General features: G+C 63.8%; 15 protein-coding genes. 8 read left to right on the plus strand and 7 right to left on the minus strand.

The window, feature by feature from the left end; translation table 11 throughout:
* Nucleotides 1-3 precede the first annotated feature (3 nt).
* On the plus strand, nucleotides 4-861 hold the full coding sequence (locus QRN52_RS16040) for an aldo/keto reductase (RefSeq protein ID WP_284754215.1): 858 nt from the start codon (nucleotides 4-6) through the stop codon (nucleotides 859-861).
* Between the two features lie 90 nt (nucleotides 862-951).
* Nucleotides 952-2,526 carry an arylsulfotransferase family protein gene (locus QRN52_RS16045; RefSeq protein ID WP_284754216.1) on the plus strand — a complete coding sequence of 525 codons (1,575 nt, stop codon included), beginning with the start codon at nucleotides 952-954 and terminating at the stop codon, nucleotides 2,524-2,526.
* Nucleotides 2,527-2,556: 30 nt separating this feature from the next.
* On the opposite strand, the gene QRN52_RS16050 is transcribed toward QRN52_RS16045, so the two are convergent.
* The 4 genes from QRN52_RS16050 to QRN52_RS16065 form a co-directional block, all read right to left on the minus strand.
* A complete protein-coding gene (locus tag QRN52_RS16050) occupies nucleotides 2,557-4,008 on the minus strand; it encodes a purine-cytosine permease family protein (protein ID WP_284754218.1) in 1,452 nt (483 codons plus the stop codon).
* A gap of 82 nt (nucleotides 4,009-4,090) precedes the next feature.
* Entirely contained in the window at nucleotides 4,091-4,909 is an 819-nt protein-coding gene (locus QRN52_RS16055) for a carbon-nitrogen hydrolase family protein (protein ID WP_284754220.1), read from the minus strand.
* A 37-nt stretch (nucleotides 4,910-4,946) separates the two neighbouring features.
* On the minus strand, nucleotides 4,947-6,296 hold the full coding sequence (locus QRN52_RS16060) for an APC family permease (protein WP_284754221.1): 1,350 nt from the start codon (nucleotides 6,294-6,296) through the stop codon (nucleotides 4,947-4,949).
* A 10-nt stretch (nucleotides 6,297-6,306) separates the two neighbouring features.
* The gene (locus tag QRN52_RS16065) at nucleotides 6,307-7,185 is read right to left on the minus strand and encodes a carbon-nitrogen hydrolase family protein (protein WP_284754222.1); all 879 of its coding nucleotides are present in this window, start codon (nucleotides 7,183-7,185) and stop codon (nucleotides 6,307-6,309) included.
* A gap of 93 nt (nucleotides 7,186-7,278) precedes the next feature.
* On the opposite strand from QRN52_RS16065, the gene QRN52_RS16070 reads away from it, so the two are divergent.
* Nucleotides 7,279-8,040, plus strand: coding sequence for a FadR/GntR family transcriptional regulator (locus tag QRN52_RS16070; protein ID WP_284754224.1), 762 nt, complete (start codon nucleotides 7,279-7,281; stop codon nucleotides 8,038-8,040).
* A gap of 135 nt (nucleotides 8,041-8,175) precedes the next feature.
* A complete protein-coding gene (locus QRN52_RS16075; protein WP_284754225.1) occupies nucleotides 8,176-9,684 on the plus strand; it encodes a purine-cytosine permease family protein in 1,509 nt (502 codons plus the stop codon).
* A 364-nt stretch (nucleotides 9,685-10,048) separates the two neighbouring features.
* Here the strand turns inward: QRN52_RS16075 and QRN52_RS16080 are convergent, their stop codons facing one another.
* The 3 genes from QRN52_RS16080 to QRN52_RS16090 are packed head-to-tail and all read right to left on the minus strand — an operon-like array spanning nucleotide 10,049 to nucleotide 12,640.
* Nucleotides 10,049-10,891 (minus strand): IclR family transcriptional regulator, encoded by an 843-nt coding sequence (locus QRN52_RS16080; protein WP_284754227.1) that lies wholly within the window; start codon nucleotides 10,889-10,891, stop codon nucleotides 10,049-10,051.
* Between the two features lie 49 nt (nucleotides 10,892-10,940).
* Complete coding sequence (locus QRN52_RS16085) at nucleotides 10,941-11,837, minus strand: flotillin family protein (protein WP_284754228.1); 897 nt, start codon at nucleotides 11,835-11,837, stop codon at nucleotides 10,941-10,943.
* 17 nt (nucleotides 11,838-11,854) lie between these two features.
* Nucleotides 11,855-12,640, minus strand: a complete 786-nt coding sequence (locus QRN52_RS16090; protein WP_284754229.1) for an alpha/beta fold hydrolase — start codon at nucleotides 12,638-12,640, stop codon at nucleotides 11,855-11,857.
* Between the two features lie 169 nt (nucleotides 12,641-12,809).
* Between QRN52_RS16090 and QRN52_RS16095 the strand changes: the two genes are divergently transcribed.
* The 4 genes from QRN52_RS16095 to QRN52_RS16110 are packed head-to-tail and all read left to right on the plus strand — an operon-like array spanning nucleotide 12,810 to nucleotide 15,990.
* A complete protein-coding gene (locus QRN52_RS16095; protein ID WP_284754230.1) occupies nucleotides 12,810-13,592 on the plus strand; it encodes a phosphatase PAP2 family protein in 783 nt (260 codons plus the stop codon).
* 28 nt (nucleotides 13,593-13,620) lie between these two features.
* On the plus strand, nucleotides 13,621-14,256 hold the full coding sequence (locus QRN52_RS16100) for a DedA family protein (RefSeq protein WP_284754233.1): 636 nt from the start codon (nucleotides 13,621-13,623) through the stop codon (nucleotides 14,254-14,256).
* Between the two features lie 5 nt (nucleotides 14,257-14,261).
* Complete coding sequence (locus tag QRN52_RS16105; protein WP_284754231.1) at nucleotides 14,262-14,936, plus strand: response regulator transcription factor; 675 nt, start codon at nucleotides 14,262-14,264, stop codon at nucleotides 14,934-14,936.
* A complete protein-coding gene (locus QRN52_RS16110) occupies nucleotides 14,929-15,990 on the plus strand; it encodes a sensor histidine kinase (protein ID WP_284754232.1) in 1,062 nt (353 codons plus the stop codon). The genes QRN52_RS16105 and QRN52_RS16110 overlap by 8 nt, the downstream gene beginning before the upstream one ends.
* The last annotated feature ends 77 nt before the right edge of the window (nucleotides 15,991-16,067 follow it).

The raw sequence follows: 16,067 nt of genomic DNA on the forward strand, positions 1-16,067 counted from the left end.
CCCATGAACACCGTCACCCTTAACAACGGCGTCGAAATGCCAATCCTCGGCTTCGGCGTCTTCCAGATCCCGGACGAGGAAACCCAGGCCGCGGTGGAAGCCGCCCTCGACGCCGGTTACCGTCACCTGGACACTGCCGCTTCTTACGGAAACGAGGCCGCCGTCGGGGCTGCGATCAAGGCGAGTGGCCTCGCCCGCGACGAACTCTTCATCACCACCAAGCTCTGGATCCAGCACGCCCCCACGGGCAGCGTCCAGGACGACACCAAGCGCGCCTTCGACAACTCACTGAACCGCCTCGGACTCGACTACGTCGACCTGTACCTGATCCACCAGCCCCTCGGGGACTACTACAGCGAGTGGCGCGCCATGCAGGACATCAACAAGGCCGGTCTCGCCCGCGCGATCGGGGTCTCCAATTTCCACCTCGACCGGCTGGTGGACCTCATCGACCACAACGAGATCGTCCCGGCCGTCAACCAGATCGAGACCCACCCCTTCCACCAGCGCGCCGCCGACCAAGCAATGATGAGCGAACGCAGCGTCCAAATCGAGTCCTGGGGACCATTCGCCGAAGGCAAGAACAACCTGTTCACCAACCCGCTTCTCAGCGCCATCGCCGAAGCCCACGGCAAGTCCGTCGCCCAAGTGGTTCTCCGCTGGCTCATCCAGCGCGACGTCGTCGTCATCCCCAAGTCAGTCCGGCCGGAACGCATGGTCCAGAACCTCGACGTCTTCGACTTCACCCTCACGGACGAGCAGATGAGCCAGATCGCCACCCTGGACACCGGAGCCAGCCTCTTCTTCGACCACCGCGACCCGGCCATGGTCAGCTGGCTCGGCGGACGCAGGATCAACTGATCCCACGCTGGGTTACCGCCCTGCCCTCGTCCAGCAAACTTGCAGCTTCTGTCCGGTTTCCGCACTGTGTTCCGGTCCTATCCTGAGGGGGTGGAGCAGAATACGGAGTCTGGGAGTGGCGAGCGGGAAGACCGCGAGCCCCACTTCAGGGTGAGCCGGCGCGGGTTCCTTACGGGGGCGGGGATGGCAGGCGCGGGATTGCTCGCCGGCCTCGGCATCGCCAGGACGGGCGTGTTGCCCGGGGGAACGGCCGCGGTCAGCGCTGCTACCCCGACGCCGGCAGCGTCACCCTCGCCGTCGCCGAGCAACACGGCTTCCGTACCTTCGATCCGTAGCTTCGTTTCCACCGCTTTGACCGCAGCACGCGTTGCCAGCTGGGCTACCGGGCCCACAGGTGCGGGCCTCGTGTTCGTGGGGCCGATGGGCCACGGCACCAACGGGCTGATCATGGACAACCACGGGGAACCGATATGGATGGAACCGACCGGTTCCGGCGTGACGGACCTTCGCGTGCAAGCCTTCGAAGGCCAATCGGTGCTGACTTATTGGACTGGAATCGGAACCGGCGGACACGGTGCGGGAAAGGGCGTCGTCAAGGATGCCCACTACCGCACCGTGGCCGAAGTCAACACAGGCAACGGGCTGCAAGCGGATCTGCACGAGTTCACCATCACCCCTGCCGGGACGGCGTTGATGATCTCCTACCCAACAGTCCAGCACGACCTGACATCTGTGGGCGGACCCGCACAGGGCTACATGTTTGATTGCCATGTCCAGGAAGTCGGCATCCGTTCCGGAAAAGTCCTCTTCGATTGGACGGCCTCGGACCACATCGACCTGGCTGAGTCCTATGTGCGCCCGTCGGATAACCCCAAGGCCGACGGCTCCGACGCCACGAAAGCGTTCGATCCCTTCCACCTCAATTCCGTGGACGAGAGCGGAGACGCGCTCCTCGTTTCGTCCCGCCACACGCACACCGCCTATTTGATCGGCCGTTCGGACGGGAAGATCCGCTGGCGTTTGGGCGGGAAACGCAGCGACTTCTCGATGACTCCGGAATCCGTCTTCGCTTGGCAGCATGATGTTCGACGCCGGCCCAACGGGATCATCAGCATGTTCGACAACCACTACAACCAGGGCACCACCGGGACATCGCGCGGGCTGCTCCTCGCCGTCGACGAAAAGGCGCGCACCGCCGTCGTCAAGCAGGAGTTCAGCAGGGGTGGCCACCGGGGCGACGCCGAAGGGAACCTGCAGTTCCTCGATAACGGGCACGTCCTTGTGGGCTGGGGAGCGGACCCCGCCGCCACCGAATTCACCCCGGATGGGAAAGCGGTATTCGAGGCGACCGGACTAGGCGACGCCTCCTACCGCACCTATCGCTCGCCGTGGACAGGCCGCCCGGACACCGTCCCCGACCTGGCCGCGGTTCCGGGCAACGGGTCCACGATGCAGCTCCACACCAGTTGGAATGGCGCAACCGAGGTCGCTAAATGGAGGTTCCTCACCGGAACCGGCCCCGGTTCACTGTCCGAGGCAGTGACGGTTCCGCGCCGCGGCTTTGAAACGTCGACGGCGGTGGCCGCCGCGCCGAGGGCCGCCGTCGAGGCTTTGGATAAGTCCGGCAACGTTTTGGCGACGTCCACGGTCATCGCCACTGCCTGAGTCTTGTCGAACCGCGTTACGGCGGCGGAGCTACGGAAGCAGGTGTTCGTGCGCGGCCGCCTCCAGGGCGTCGGCCTCTTCCTTGGCCATGCGGGTCTCTGCCTCGACGTCGATACGCCGGGTCATCAGCCAATACAGCCCGGCGGAGACCGGGAGCCCGATAAACAGCGAGATGTCGGCGCCGTCGATCGCGTGGGCTATGAACCCGACGAAGAGTTTGCCGGCGGAGAAGAAGGGGATCATCACCACAAAGCCGACGAGGTAGGAGATGATGCCGGGCCAGCCCCAGCGGCCGTAGATCCCATCCGGCTTGAAGATCTCTGCGATGGCGTAGTGGCCTTTGCGGACGATGAAGTAGTCGGTGAGGTTGACCGCTGTCCACGGAATGAAGAAGTACAGCACCAACAGCAGGAAGTCGTTGAAATTGGCGAGGAAGTCGGCCGACGCCAGGTTCGCCAGAACTACGGAAATGAGGGCGGTGATGGAGATCGTGATGATCCGGAGCCTCAGGGTCGGCCGGATCTGCCGGACGCTATCGATGGACGATATCAGGGTCAGCGATCCGCCGTACATGTTCAAGGCAGTCACTGACAGCAAGCCCAGGGCGGCGACGAACAACGCGATGCCACCGAATCCGCCGAAGAGCTGGTCGGCCGTGGATTTGATCGAGGCGATGGTTTCGAAGTTCTCACCGGCGGCCGCACCGATGTACGCGCCCAGGAACATTACCCAAATACCGCCGAGGGCGCTGCCCCAGAACGTCCACCGGAATGTGCCCCGTCCGCTGGAGGGCGGGAGGTAGCGGGAGTAGTCAGAGACGTAGATGGCCCAGGAGATCTGGTAGCCGGCCGCGACCCCTAGCTGACCCAGGAACGGCACCAGATGGAAGTCAGCCAAGTTGTATGCGCCCGCGGGTATGGTCAGCTTGACGGCTGCAATGGTGAGCAACGCCAGCATGATGATGGTCAGGTAGGTCAGGTAGCGCTCAAAGGCGTGGATGAGGTCATAGCCGAACAAGGCAATGACGACGGCGATAATGGTGACCACCCAGAACCACAGGTTTTGGGACCCGAAGTTGATCGACTCCGAGATGGCTTGGCCGGCCAGGATGGTGTTGAAGATATTGAAGCCCGCGTACTGGAGGTAGGCAAAGAGCCAAACCAGCAGGGCACCGATGTAGCCGAACTGCGGCCGGGACTGGATCATCTGCGGTAAGCCGAGCTGGGGGCCCTGTGAGGAGTGCGCGGCCATGAACAGCGTGCCGACGAGTACCCCGATGGCGATCGCGAGCAGCGACCAGATCAAGTTGCCGCCGGTGGTGATGCTGATCAACCCCACTGCCAGGGTGGCGATCTGGGCATTGCTGACGAACCACAGCGGTCCGATGTGCGAGACCTTGCCGTGCCGCTCGTTCAAAGGAACATAGTCGATCGACCGGATCTCCAGCCCGCGGCCCGATCCTTTGTCCGTCGTAGTGCTCATGGCGTTTCTCCTTCGGAGCATCGGTGCATCTTGACTTTGGTTTAGCACAGAGTGGGGCGGCCCAGAAGAGGTCGCGAGGTTACTAGGGGAGCCGGTGGTGCCGCCACGTGGGGAACTGGTCCCTGGCTGCCTGAACGGCATCCGGCGAGAGGTCCAGCGTTGCGGTGGCCGGCTCGGTGCCGAGGCTATGCAGGACAGTCCCGAGGGGATCAATGAGCATGCTGTAGCCGATGGACACCGGCGGAGTCTGGGAGACCGCCGCCACGTACACACCGTTCTCGATTGCCCGGGCCTTGGCCAAGGTGGCCCACTGCTCGGTCTTTGCAGTGCCGGGAACCCATGAAGAGCAGACGAGGAGCACCTCGGCGCCGGCGTCGGCCAGGATGCGCGCCAACTCGGGGAAGCGCAGGTCGTAGCAGGTCATCAATCCGAAGGTCACGCCGCCGCAGGAAAAAGTGACAGGCAGTGGCTCCGGGGCGGGTCTGATGTATTCCGATTCGCGGAATCCTTGGCAGTCAAACAGGTGGATCTTCCGGTAGCTGGCAAGGCGGGACCCGTCAGGACCGATGGCCACCAAGGTGTTGAAGGCCCGGTCCCGTTCTCGGGATCCGTCCGCTTCTTTGGTTTCGTCCCCCTCACCGGGCGCTTCCAGGAGGCCTGCGACGACGGCGATCCCGTAACGTGCCGCCGTCGCGTAGAGCTTGGAAGCCACCGGGCCGTAAAGCGGTTCGGCCATGTCCACGAAGCTCTGGTCCACCCGGCTTTTCTCGTACGTCGAGTACTCCGGGAACACAATGAGGTCAGAGCCCTCGTGGGCCGCCCGGGCACAGTAGTCCGCGATGAGGTCGAGGTTGCGGCTGACGTCCGTGCCGGAATCGATCTGGGCTAAGGTGATGCGCACGCAGTCCTCATTTCTCCCCGTTTACTGTGTTCCGCCGTCATACCAGGGCGGCTTCTTTTTCTTCCATCACCATCTCCGGCGGCGCCTTCCGGAACCCCTTGGTGATGATGCCCAGTACTACGACGCCGACGCACAGCCAGATCAGCCCGAGCGTGATGGCATTCGAATCCAGCTGGGAGAGCAGGAACCCGTCGATAATGGCTCCCACCGCTGGCATGACCACGTAGAACAAGACGCTGAGCCGGTGCCCCGAGCGTCGTTGGCGCAGGTAGTAGGCAATGACCGAGATGTTGACGAGGGTGAAGGCCGTAAAGGCGCCAAAGTTGATGAACGACGTCGATGTGGCTACATCCAGGAACATGGCGATGAGTCCCACCGCGCCTGTAATGACCAGGTTGAACACCGGAGTGTGGAAGGACTTGTTCAGCGCCCCGAAGACTTTCTTCGGCAGGACTGAATCCCGGCCCATGGCGTAGAGCAAACGTGAGGCGCTGGCCTGTGCCGCGAGCCCGGAGGCAAACTGGGACACCACGAGTCCGGCCAGGAAAACTGCGCCGAAGAATTGCCCGCCGATCTTCAGGGCAATGTCCGATGCCGCCGACGCCGAATCGTCGAAGACTCCGCCGGGGTGGATCAGCTGGGTGGTGTAGGAGACGACGACGAAGATCGCGCCGCCGATGAGTGCCACAAGCATGATCGCCTTCGGCACCGTCTTCTTCGGCTCGATGGTCTCCTCGGTGAGGGTGGACACCGCGTCAAAGCCCAGGAACGAGTACGCCGCGATGGCAGCTCCGGCGGTGATCTTGTCGAAGCTCGAGGTGTCGTTGAAGAAAGGAGCGGTGCTGACCAGGGCGCTCGCGCCGGAGGTCGAGACCAAGGTTCCAACGGACAGTGCAACGAACAGGACTATCACCAGAAGCTGAAATGCCATCAGCAGGTAGTTGGCCTTGTCCGCCACCTTCACGCCAACCACGTTGAGCAGCGTGGTGATCGCGATGAACGCGACAATCCAGACCCCGATGGGAATGGCCGGGAACTGCGCGGTGAGGTAGGAGCCCCCGATCAGCCAGATGACCATCGGCAGGAACAAGTAGTCCAACAGGACTGCCCAACCGGCCAGGAACCCGATCCGGGAATCGATGGAGCGGCGGATATAGGTGTAGGCGGAGCCGGCCACCGGATAGGCAACGGCCATGCGCCCGTAGCTCTGGGCCGTGAAGAGCATGGCGACCATGGCCACGAGATAGGCCGACGGCGATGCTCCGCCGGTGGTTTCGGCGATCACGCCGAAGATCGCCAGGACGATGAGCGGGGTCAGGTAGGCCAGCCCGAACAGGACCAGCGAGGGCAGTTTCAGGGCGCGCGTGAGGCTCGGTTGCGTTGTCACCGGTGGTTCCTTAGGAGTTGGTGGACTGAGGGGTCCACGTGGTCGGGTCGATGCGGCCTTGGTAGACCGGCAGGTCAATGGGCGGCTCGCCGGGGCGGAATTGGGACCAGGGGCGGTTCAGGTTTTCGGTCCCGTGTTCGCGGACATGCTCGACGGCGGATAGGTCCAGTTCCGCGGCGAGAAGGGTGGGCGCGTCGTCGTCGGCCTCGGCTATGGTGTTCCCCTCGGGGTCGACGATCAGGCTGAGGCCTTTGCCGGTGGGTCCCGCGCAATTGACGCTGACCATGAAGACCTGGTTCACAATCGCGTTTGCCTTGGCGAGGACGAGTTCTTGCTTGCGGTCCGGCGTCGTGGTCTTAACGACGTTGAGGATCACTTCGGCGCCCATCCACGCCAACTGGCGGGTCACCTCGGGGAACCAGGCGTCGTAGCAAATGTTCAAGCCCACCGTGCCGATCCCTTCCAGGTGGACGGTTGTGAACCGGTCGCCGGGGTCGTAGGGCTCAAAGGGGCGCCAAGGAAAGACCTTGCGGTAGTAGCCGGCGAGCTCGCCTTCGGGGGAAAGGACCAACTGGGTATTGAACAATTGCCCCTCGGGGCCGCGCTCGCAGACGCTGCCCGGAACCAGCCAGATGCCCAAGTCCGCGGCTAGCTGCCGCAGCTCGTTGACGCGCGGACCGTCAAGCGGCTCGGCCGAGTCCTGCAGCACTTCCGTACGCTGCAGGTCCGGGTTGGAATCCCCGAAAAGGTGCAGCTCCGGGAAGACCACGAGCTTGCTTTGCGGTTGGACCGCGACGGCGGCGGCGACCTCGGCTGCGAAGGCCTCGATCGGTTCGCCGATCAGTCGGGGTGATGCTTGCGCGGCGATGAGGGGAAGGATGCGTTGCACTGGTTTCTCCACGTTGTTGTTGTGACTCGCCTCATATTAGATCATAATGATCAAATAAAAGGAAGGTGGATCTTGCCCCGTAAAGTAGCGGATATGACCCGACAGCTCGAGGACACCACCGGCGACTCATTGATCGATGCTGCCCCTCTGCTCGGAATCGACCGGAGGAGCGCAATCGACGCCGTGCGCCTGCGGATCGGCATGGCCATCTCCTTGGGGCTGCTTCAGCCGGGGGAGAGGCTGCCCGACCAGCAAGACGTCGCGCTGGGCCTGTCGGTCAGCCCGATCACGGCACGCAGGGCCCTGGCGAGCCTGGCTGACCAAGGCGTCGTTGTCCGTCGTCGAGGACGTGGCGGAGGAACCTTTGTCGCGGACGAGCCGCCGCGGAACGTGCTCGAGCAACTCACCGCGTCGCCCGCCGAATCCCTTGCCGTGAACCGGCTGGTGGACCGTCGGCTGTTGTTCGAATGCGCGGTCACCCACTTCGCCGCGGTCAATGCCTCGGCAGCGCAGCTTGATGAGTTGGAACGGCTTACCCATGAAATGGCCGGATCAAGCAATTGGTCCGAGTATCACCAGGCTGACGAGAGGTTTCACCGGCTGGTCGCCGCGTCCTCGGGCTTGGGAGCGGCGGTCGACGTCTATAACGAGGCATTGGCGGAACTCTACGCATACTTCATCCCGTACCCGATCGAGTTCCTCCACGAATCCAACCGGGACCATATTGCGCTCGTAAACGCCCTGCGGGCAGGCGACGACCGCTGTGCGGTGGAGGTATCGCGGCGCCACGTGGACGTGTTGCACAAGACGATGTTCATGGGCCTGGCGGGCGGCGACGGCCGCCAAATGGGGTAATCAACGACCCGTGCCTTATCGTCCGGTATATCGGACTAAATATGGCTACCTTTCGGTGATAGCCGTCACTTTGCATGCTCTGATTGATTCTCAGTTGGGGACATCGGACTTCGGTTGTCAAAGTGAGGATTAGGCATGCAGGCCACAGGAAAAGCGGGAACGGGGGGGCCGCGCGTTGAGCGTCGTTCCATCGACTTTGTCCCGGAGAATGAACGCCATGGTTCGGCTGGCCAGCAGTTCACGCTCTGGTTCGGGGCCAACATGCAGATTACGGCCATTGTCGACGGCGCCTTGGCAGTACTGTTTGGCGCGGATGCGCTGTGGGCGATCATCGGACTCCTGGTCGGAAACCTCTTGGGTGGTGCTGTCATGGCGCTCCATGCGGCCCAGGGGCCGAAGCTCGGCTTGCCACAGATGATTTCCAGCCGGGCGCAGTTCGGGATCTTCGGTGCGGTGATTCCCTTGGTCCTGGTGGTCGTGATGTACCTCGGCTTCGCTGCCACCGGTACGGTCCTCTCCGGACAGGCAATCAGCCTCATCCTCCACACGGGAACTCCGGCCGTCGGCATGATCGTCTTCGGGGCGCTGACCATCGTCGTGGCGACCCTGGGCTACAAGTACATCCACATGTTGGGCCGCATTGCGACCGTCGTCGGTATCCTCGGCTTCACTTACCTGGGCATCAGGTTGCTGACCAGCCAGGACGTCGGCGCACTCCTAGGCGCCGGCGGCTTCGAGTTCCCCACCTTCCTGCTCGCCATTTCGCTTGGCGCCGGATGGCAGCTGACCTACGGTCCTTACGTGGCCGACTACTCCCGGTACCTGCCTTCCAAGACGCCTGCACGCAAGACCTTCATGTCGGCGTACTTCGGAACGGTGATTGGTTCCCAGTGGTCAATGACCCTGGGCGCGCTCTTCGCTGCGCTCGCATTGCCCAAAGGCGCACGGTTCTTGGACGGCCAAGTCGCTTTCCTCGGGAACCTGAGTGGCAGCGGACTGATCGCGGTGGTCATTTACCTGGTGATCGTGACCGGAAAACTGACCGTCAATACGCTGAACGCCTATGGCGGCTACATGACCATGCTTACCTCGGTCACGGCGTTCACCCGCAAGTCTGCGGTGGCCTCATGGACCCGGTTCGCCTACGTGATCGGCTTTATCGGACTCTCCGTGCTCATCGCAGTCCTTGCGTCCCCCGATTTCATCGCCAACTTCAAGAACTTCGTCCTTCTCCTTCTGATGGTGTTCATCCCGTGGAGCTCCATCAACCTGGTGGACTACTACCTGGTTTCCAAGGAAAAGGTGGACATTCCGGCTCTCTACGACCTGAATGGTCGATACGGGCGTTGGAACAAGACCGCGCTACTCAGTTACGCGATCGGCATTGTCATCCAGATCCCGTTCCTCGCGCAGACCCTCTACACCGGCCCGATGACCGAGCTTCTCGGAGGGGCGGACATCTCCTGGCTCGTAGGCCTCGTGGTCACGGCAATCGTGTTCTACCCGCTGGCGAAGAGGAACTCCAACGCACCGGCTGAGATGGTCTACCCGACGGAACTCGGCCCAGCGGAATCGGAATCGGACTCGGACGCGGGGGCAGTAGAGCCGGTGGCTGGCCCAGTGTCGAACAGCGCGGCCGTCTAGCCTTTGGGTTGTGCCCCCTTCAGACGCTCGCTCACCTTTGGGGTGTTTCCGGCGGACGCTCGCTCGCTTGAGGTGAGCGAGCGTCCGGGCATTTGGCCCTATAGATGAGCGAGCGTCCGGTCGACCGTGCCGGGAACGAGCGAGCGTCCGGTCGACCGTGCCGGGAACGGTTGTCTCAGTGCCCGATGGCGGCAGTCCCGGTGCGCCGTCGTCGTGCCTTTTGCCCGTTCCCCCCTCAGACGCTCGCTCACTTTTGGGGTGTTTCCGGCGGACGCTCGCTCACTTGAGGTGAGCGAGCGTCCTGGCTTTTGGCCCTATAGGTGAGCGAGCGTCCCCACTGCTACCAGAGGGAACGACGTCGGGGTCAGGCTTGGGTGCCCAGCCTGCGGGAAATTTCCCGCGCGCACCTGGTCACTTCCGGAATCCACTCCCGGGCGACGTCCTCGATGCGAACCGCCCTTTCTTCGGCGGTTTCGGCGTCCTTGGCCCGGTGCCGAGTGCCTCCGCCGGGAAACGCCCGGTTCGACACCGTCAAGGTCACGCTGGCCACGGGATAGCGCTGCCGGTCGAGGACGGCGACCGCCACAGAGGAAAACCCCTCCGTGACCTCGTCCTGCTCCCACGCGTATCCGAGCGATCGTGCCCGCGCCAAGAGATCCTGCAATGCGGGCAAGGATTGCGGGCCCTTGCTGTGGCGCTCGGCGAAAGCCTCCGGTCCCGGGAAAAGCGCAGCCACCTGGGCCGGGTCCATTTGGGCCATCATCGCCCTGCCGCTGGCCGTCAGGTGGGCAGGAAGCCGGACCCCGGTGTCGGTGACAAGGGGGCTTTGCCGCGGCGCCCGCTCCTCGATCACGTAAACGACGTCGCGCCCGTGCATCACGGCAAGATGGGCAGTCCGGCGGGTCCGGGCGACGAGCCGGGACAGGGGAAACCGGGCAATCCGCTGGATCGGAGCTTGCCGCGAATACCCCGTCCCCAACTCATGGGCGGTCACTCCCAAGGCATACTTGCGCTCCTCGGGAAGGTGGACCAGAAAGCCGTCATCGATCAGTGAAGCAATGAGCTGATACGTGGTTGACCGCGGCAGGCCAACATCGCGCGCAATGATGGACGCGCTGACCGGGCCGGCCTGGCCTGCGACATATCTGAGAACCGCCAGCACCTGGGCCGCGGCCGGCGCCTTGGGCCGCACCGATTGACTGTACATTGTCCTAGAATACGCCTCGGCTTGTCCGGTATACCGGACGTTGCGACCGCTAAGAGAATCCCTCCAACCGGGCCCGTGCCGTTTCCGCAGTCCGGCGTTCCCGGCTGGCTAGCCGCACTGCCAGTTTGCGGTTCCGCTCGGCCAAGGTGATGGCCCACTCCGTGGCGGCAAGCTCCTGCTGCAATGCAGCCAGCTTGTCCTTGGCGGCTTTGACTTCGACGGCGAGTTGCTCGCTCCGGCGCACGGCCTCCGACTTTTCGCGTTCGGCCTGGGCGAGTTCCAGGTCGGCCTTGTCCGCGTTGCGCTCCGCTTCCGCGAGTGCGGTGTGTGCCTTCTCGCGCTCGCGTTCCGAGTCGGCGCGTGCGCGCTGGGAGTCTGCCCGCCCGCGCTGCCGCCCGCCGTCGTCGGACTCCTCTTTGAGGGTGCCCACCGTGGGAAGTGCGCCCGCAATCGCCACCGCGCCCGACAGATCGACGGGTTCCAATCCGTTCGTGGCGAGGGAACGCACCAGTTGCCCGCTGCGGAGCGCCGCGGCAGCGCCGGGATCCGTCATGGCCGCCCTCAGCGTGGCCTCGACCTCCATCGCGGCGGCGCCACTCACCTTCACGCCCAGGCCGTCCGCCACTGCCCGGGCCTGCTCGACGGCGGCGCCCAGGACGCGCGGGCGCTGTTGGCCGAGCGTGCGGAGACGGTCGTGATCCTGCTGCTCCTGTGCTTTCCCGAGCGATGCCCCGAGTTCCAGGACGCCCGCGAATTCCTTGGTTGCGTGCCGGACAAGCATGTTGACGGCCCACGCCGCGGTCGAAGGCTTCGGCAACTGGGCGATCTGTTTCGCCAGATCGGCGTCTCCCGCGGACTTGGCTTCCTTGGCCCGCGCAGTGCGGGCCGCCGTGAAGGCCGAGGGAACCAGTGTGTAGAGTTCGACGGCGATCGCGGCCAGGTCCATCGGGGAAGCCAGCCGTACTACTCGGCCAAGAACCCAGCGAGTGCGTCAGCCATGACTCCGGGTTCCCAACTGTGGTTGGCGCCTGGAATGGTGGTTTTGCGGGCACTGGGGATGTTGGCCACGATGGAGTCGGCCGCTTTCGGCATGATCGGTATGGTTTGCTCGCCGACGATCGCGACGGTGGGCTGGGTGATGCCGGACCACAGCTCTGCCCGAGGCGCGGACTGGGTCCACGCGAGGGATTCGGCATCGGCGGAAAGGCTGGGGCCCAGTTCGAGCATGATGGGCCATCCTGGACTGTTCTTGGCGCCGGCCAGCCACTCCGGTGGCATGTCCTTCATGTAGTACTCGATGGTGCCGGCCTTGTCTCCGGATGCGATCCGTTCCTGGAGGCCGGCGAAGAATTCGGCCCCGCCGGTGCCGAGTTCATCACTCAGGGGAGTCTCCCAGAGCGCCAGCTTCGTGATGGGTAGGCCTGCTGCCGCCGCTGCCAGGGAAATCGAGCCACCTGAAGAGCTCCCGAAGAGCGCAGCTTGGCCGCCCGCGATGTCGATGAGTGTGGCGAGATCGTCGATGTTGTCCTTCAGGGTGAATGACGGAGCCTCTGCGCTTTCCCCTCGGCCGCGCCGGTCGTAGTTCAAAACGGTGAACCCCTTGGCGGCCAGAAGCTTGGCCATTTCCACGGTGTTGGAGTCGAAGCCCCTGAATTGCATTGCACCCCCAACCAGGATCACGGCAGGTCCCTCGCCGTATTGGTCATACCCGATGCGGGTACCGTCTTTCGAGATCGCAAATTCGGACATCCCAGATCCTTCGATGTGGCGGACAGTAGGTTCCTAAACTCTGGGGCCCGGCCACTTGCGGGTCAAGGGGAAAGGACGGTGAACAGGAGTTCTTAAGAGCTTCTTAAGTGCCCCGCGGGAGAGTGGAAGCAGGCCGCACAACGGCCGTCACCCCCGAACCGGAGACACCATGCGATCACTCCCCAAGCAGAACACTTCCACGGAAGGCCGCGCTTCCGCCGTCGTCCGTCACAGTGTGCCGTTGCTTCCCCAGCCCAGGTACTGGCTTCTGTGGGGCATTGCCCTCGCTGCCGTAGTTCTTGCCATCGGCTTCAGCGTGCAGGCGGTAGCGGGCCTGACCACCAACGAATTCGGCGTTGACCAGGAACTCAGCCGCCATCACGTGGGCGCACTGACCACGGTGGCCATGGCACTGAACTTCCTCTTCGCCCCCGTAGCGGGAGTTTGCATAGTCCTGGTGATCGGCTTGTACCTTTTCCTGGTTCGCAAGTCCTTCGTGCGGGCGGCCATGTTTGTGCTCTTCGCATGTTCGGGCTGGGTTGCCAGCGAGGCATTCAAACTTATCGTCGCCCGCCACCGGCCCAACCCTGCGCTTCTTTTCGACCCCCTGACCCCGGAAACGGGTTCCAACAGCTTTCCCAGCGGGCATACCGCCTTCGCCGTAGCGCTCGCCTTCGCCCTGTACCTCCTGGTCCGGGGCACCCGATGGGGCGTCATCACCGCGTGGGCCGGTGCTGTCATGGCCGTGGTGGTGGCGTGGTCCCGGATCTACATCGGCGTCCATTACCCTAGCGACGTAGTGGCGTCATTCCTGGCCACCAGCGCCGCAGTGATCGTTTTGGCAGGACTCTGGAACAGGTACGCACCGCAAGTTTTCGCGCGACTACCGCTTGGCGCTGGTTCTGAATCAACCGCCCCGGTAGCAGCCGCAACCCAAGCACACGGATCCTGAGGAGGACCCCTTGCACGTACTTTCCGCCATGCCCGCTTTCCTTGATCCCGCCACCCTCCTTCAGGGCTTGGGTCCAGCGGCGCTGGGAGTAGTGGCGCTGATAGTCTTCATCGAGTCCGGTCTCTTATTCCCGTTCCTGCCCGGTGACTCTTTGCTGTTCACCACAGGCCTGCTTCACCAGCAACTGCAGCTTGAGCTGCCGGTGTTGATCGCCGTCGTGTCGGCCGCCGCCATCGCCGGTGACCAGATCGGCTACATGTTGGGGCGCAAGTTCGGACGGCGCTGGTTCAAGGACGACGCCCGGATCCTGAAAAGCGCGCACCTGGATACGGCCGAAGAATTCTTCAAGCGACGCGGCGGCCCCGCGATAGTCCTGGCCCGCTTTGTCCCCATCGTGCGGACATTTGCACCGCTGAGCGCAGGCATCGCGCGCTACGACTACAAATCCTTCACCCTGTGGAACATCGCCGGCGCCGTCATTTGGGGAACCTCCGTGACGCTCCTGGGCTCCTGGTTGGGACATTACGAGTTCATCGCAAACAACATTGACGCCATTGCCGTGATCATGGTTTTGGTCTCCGTCCTGCCGTGGGGAGTCGAGTTCCTCAAAAAGCGGCGCAAGGTCAAGGTGGGCGCCGCGAGCGGGCACGCCGGGGAAGAATAGACAGCATGACAACAGCTGAGCGGCCGGCCGTCCTCTTGGTCGAAGACGACGCCGCCTTGGGGCCGCTCATCAGCGAACTCCTGGAGCCGGACTTTTCCGTCCGCTTGGCTGTCAACGGGAGCGACGGGCTCCACCTCGCCTTGACCCAGAGTTGGGATGCGATGGTCATTGACAGGGGGCTGCCGGTCATAGACGGCATTGCCTTGATCAAGGCCCTTCGTGCCAAGGGGATTGCCACCCCGATCCTCATCCTGACGGCGCTCGGTGCGACCGATGAGAAGATCCGGGGCCTCGACGCCGGGGCGAACGACTACATGAGCAAGCCGTTCGACGCCATGGAGCTGGCGGCCCGCTTGCGAGCCCTCACCCGGACGTACGGCCTGCCGGCTCAGACTCTGGGAATCGGGGATTGGGAGCTCGACGCCGGTGCCCGCTCCATGCGCTCCGTGTACGGTTCCGTGGTCACCCTGACAGCGAAGGAAGCGGGACTCCTTGAAACCTTGGCCGGCGAACCCGAACGGGTCTTTACCCGTGAAGACCTCATCAACGCCCTGTTCCACCCCACGGACCAGCCGGGCGTGATCGACACCTACGTCCACCACTTGCGCCGCAAGATTTCCAAAACGGTGATCCGGACGGTCCACGGCCTCGGATACCAGATCGGCGACCCCCATGACTGAAAACCCGGACCAGGCGACGCTTCGCAAAGCCTCCCTGAAGATCGCCGTGCGGATCAGCGCGGCATGCACGGTTTTGGTTCTTTGCCTGCTGGCGGCCGCCGCGATCTACCTCTTCAACCAGGCTCAGCATCCAACGCTGCCCGGACCTGGCGAAACCGACTCCGTCTACGCATATCTCGATACAAAGGACCTCCTGAAGGTCATGATCGTTGCCGGCATTGCGGGGATACTCCTCGCCGGTGCCATCGGCTGGCTCAGCGCGCGGAGCGCCATCAGGCCCTTGGGAGAGGCATTGGCCTTGCAGCGACGGTTCGTTCAGGACGCCAGCCACGAATTGCGTACACCCCTCGCCATCCTCGATGCACGCGTCCAGCTCGCCCAGCGCGACGCCCCCGCCGACTCAAAAACCGGGGAAGCGCTCGCCCGCATCCGCAATGACACCGCGACCCTCACCGGCATCGTCAACGAATTGCTTGTGGCGGCCACCGGCTCGCCTCCGGATGCCACAGCGGAGCCGAGCGACCTCGCCAAGGTGGCGGGCGCCGTCGTCGAGAGCTTGCAACAGCTCGCGGGAGAGAAAGACGTCCGCGTCACCCTGACGGAAAAGGACCGCCCTTTCGCGCTCATTGACAGCAATGCCTTCCGCCGAGCTCTCCTTGCCCTGGCCGACAACGCGCTGGCGCACACCCCCGTTGGCGGCCAGGTGGGGATCACGACGGCGGTGCTCGGCAACCGCGCGGTGGTCACCGTCTCGGATTCCGGGGCGGGGATCAAGGGAGTGGACCAGACCCGGATCTTTGACCGCTTCGTGAGGACACACAGCCCCGAGGGTTCCCCGGGCCAGCGCAGCTTCGGAATCGGCTTGGCGTTGGTCCGTGAAATCATCACCGGGGCCCGAGGCACTGTGGAGGTTGAGCGCAGCGGTCCGCGGGGAACGGTCATGAAGATCACGCTGCCGCTTGCCCCGAAGGCTGCGGGCCCCAAAGATGCGGCGCCGAAAGACACCGGCCCGAAAGACACCGGCCCGAAAGACACGTGGTCCGGCTCGGCATAGCTTACTTAGGCGGCCCGCAGTTTGGCGGGTTGGGCGTATTTAAGCGCCTTTGCATGGTGTCGGAGCTTGCGTCGGTG

The sequence above is a fragment of the Arthrobacter sp. efr-133-R2A-120 genome (assembly GCF_030209835.1).
Lineage (GTDB): Bacteria > Actinomycetota > Actinomycetes > Actinomycetales > Micrococcaceae > Arthrobacter.

What these genes read in the sequence shown, in the direction of transcription:
- QRN52_RS16090 (WP_284754229.1), bottom strand. Translation starts at nt 12,640, where the DNA reads ATGTCCGAATTTGCGATCTCGAAAGACGGTACCCGCATCGGGTATGAC.
- QRN52_RS16070 (WP_284754224.1), top strand. Translation starts at nt 7,279, where the DNA reads ATGACCCGACAGCTCGAGGACACCACCGGCGACTCATTGATCGATGCT.
- QRN52_RS16040 (WP_284754215.1), top strand. Translation starts at nt 4, where the DNA reads ATGAACACCGTCACCCTTAACAACGGCGTCGAAATGCCAATCCTCGGC.
- QRN52_RS16095 (WP_284754230.1), top strand. Translation starts at nt 12,810, where the DNA reads ATGCGATCACTCCCCAAGCAGAACACTTCCACGGAAGGCCGCGCTTCC.
- QRN52_RS16080 (WP_284754227.1), bottom strand. Translation starts at nt 10,891, where the DNA reads ATGTACAGTCAATCGGTGCGGCCCAAGGCGCCGGCCGCGGCCCAGGTG.
- QRN52_RS16105 (WP_284754231.1), top strand. Translation starts at nt 14,262, where the DNA reads ATGACAACAGCTGAGCGGCCGGCCGTCCTCTTGGTCGAAGACGACGCC.
- QRN52_RS16085 (WP_284754228.1), bottom strand. Translation starts at nt 11,837, where the DNA reads ATGGACCTGGCCGCGATCGCCGTCGAACTCTACACACTGGTTCCCTCG.
- QRN52_RS16075 (WP_284754225.1), top strand. Translation starts at nt 8,176, where the DNA reads ATGCAGGCCACAGGAAAAGCGGGAACGGGGGGGCCGCGCGTTGAGCGT.
- QRN52_RS16100 (WP_284754233.1), top strand. Translation starts at nt 13,621, where the DNA reads ATGCCCGCTTTCCTTGATCCCGCCACCCTCCTTCAGGGCTTGGGTCCA.
- QRN52_RS16050 (WP_284754218.1), bottom strand. Translation starts at nt 4,008, where the DNA reads ATGAGCACTACGACGGACAAAGGATCGGGCCGCGGGCTGGAGATCCGG.
- QRN52_RS16110 (WP_284754232.1), top strand. Translation starts at nt 14,929, where the DNA reads ATGACTGAAAACCCGGACCAGGCGACGCTTCGCAAAGCCTCCCTGAAG.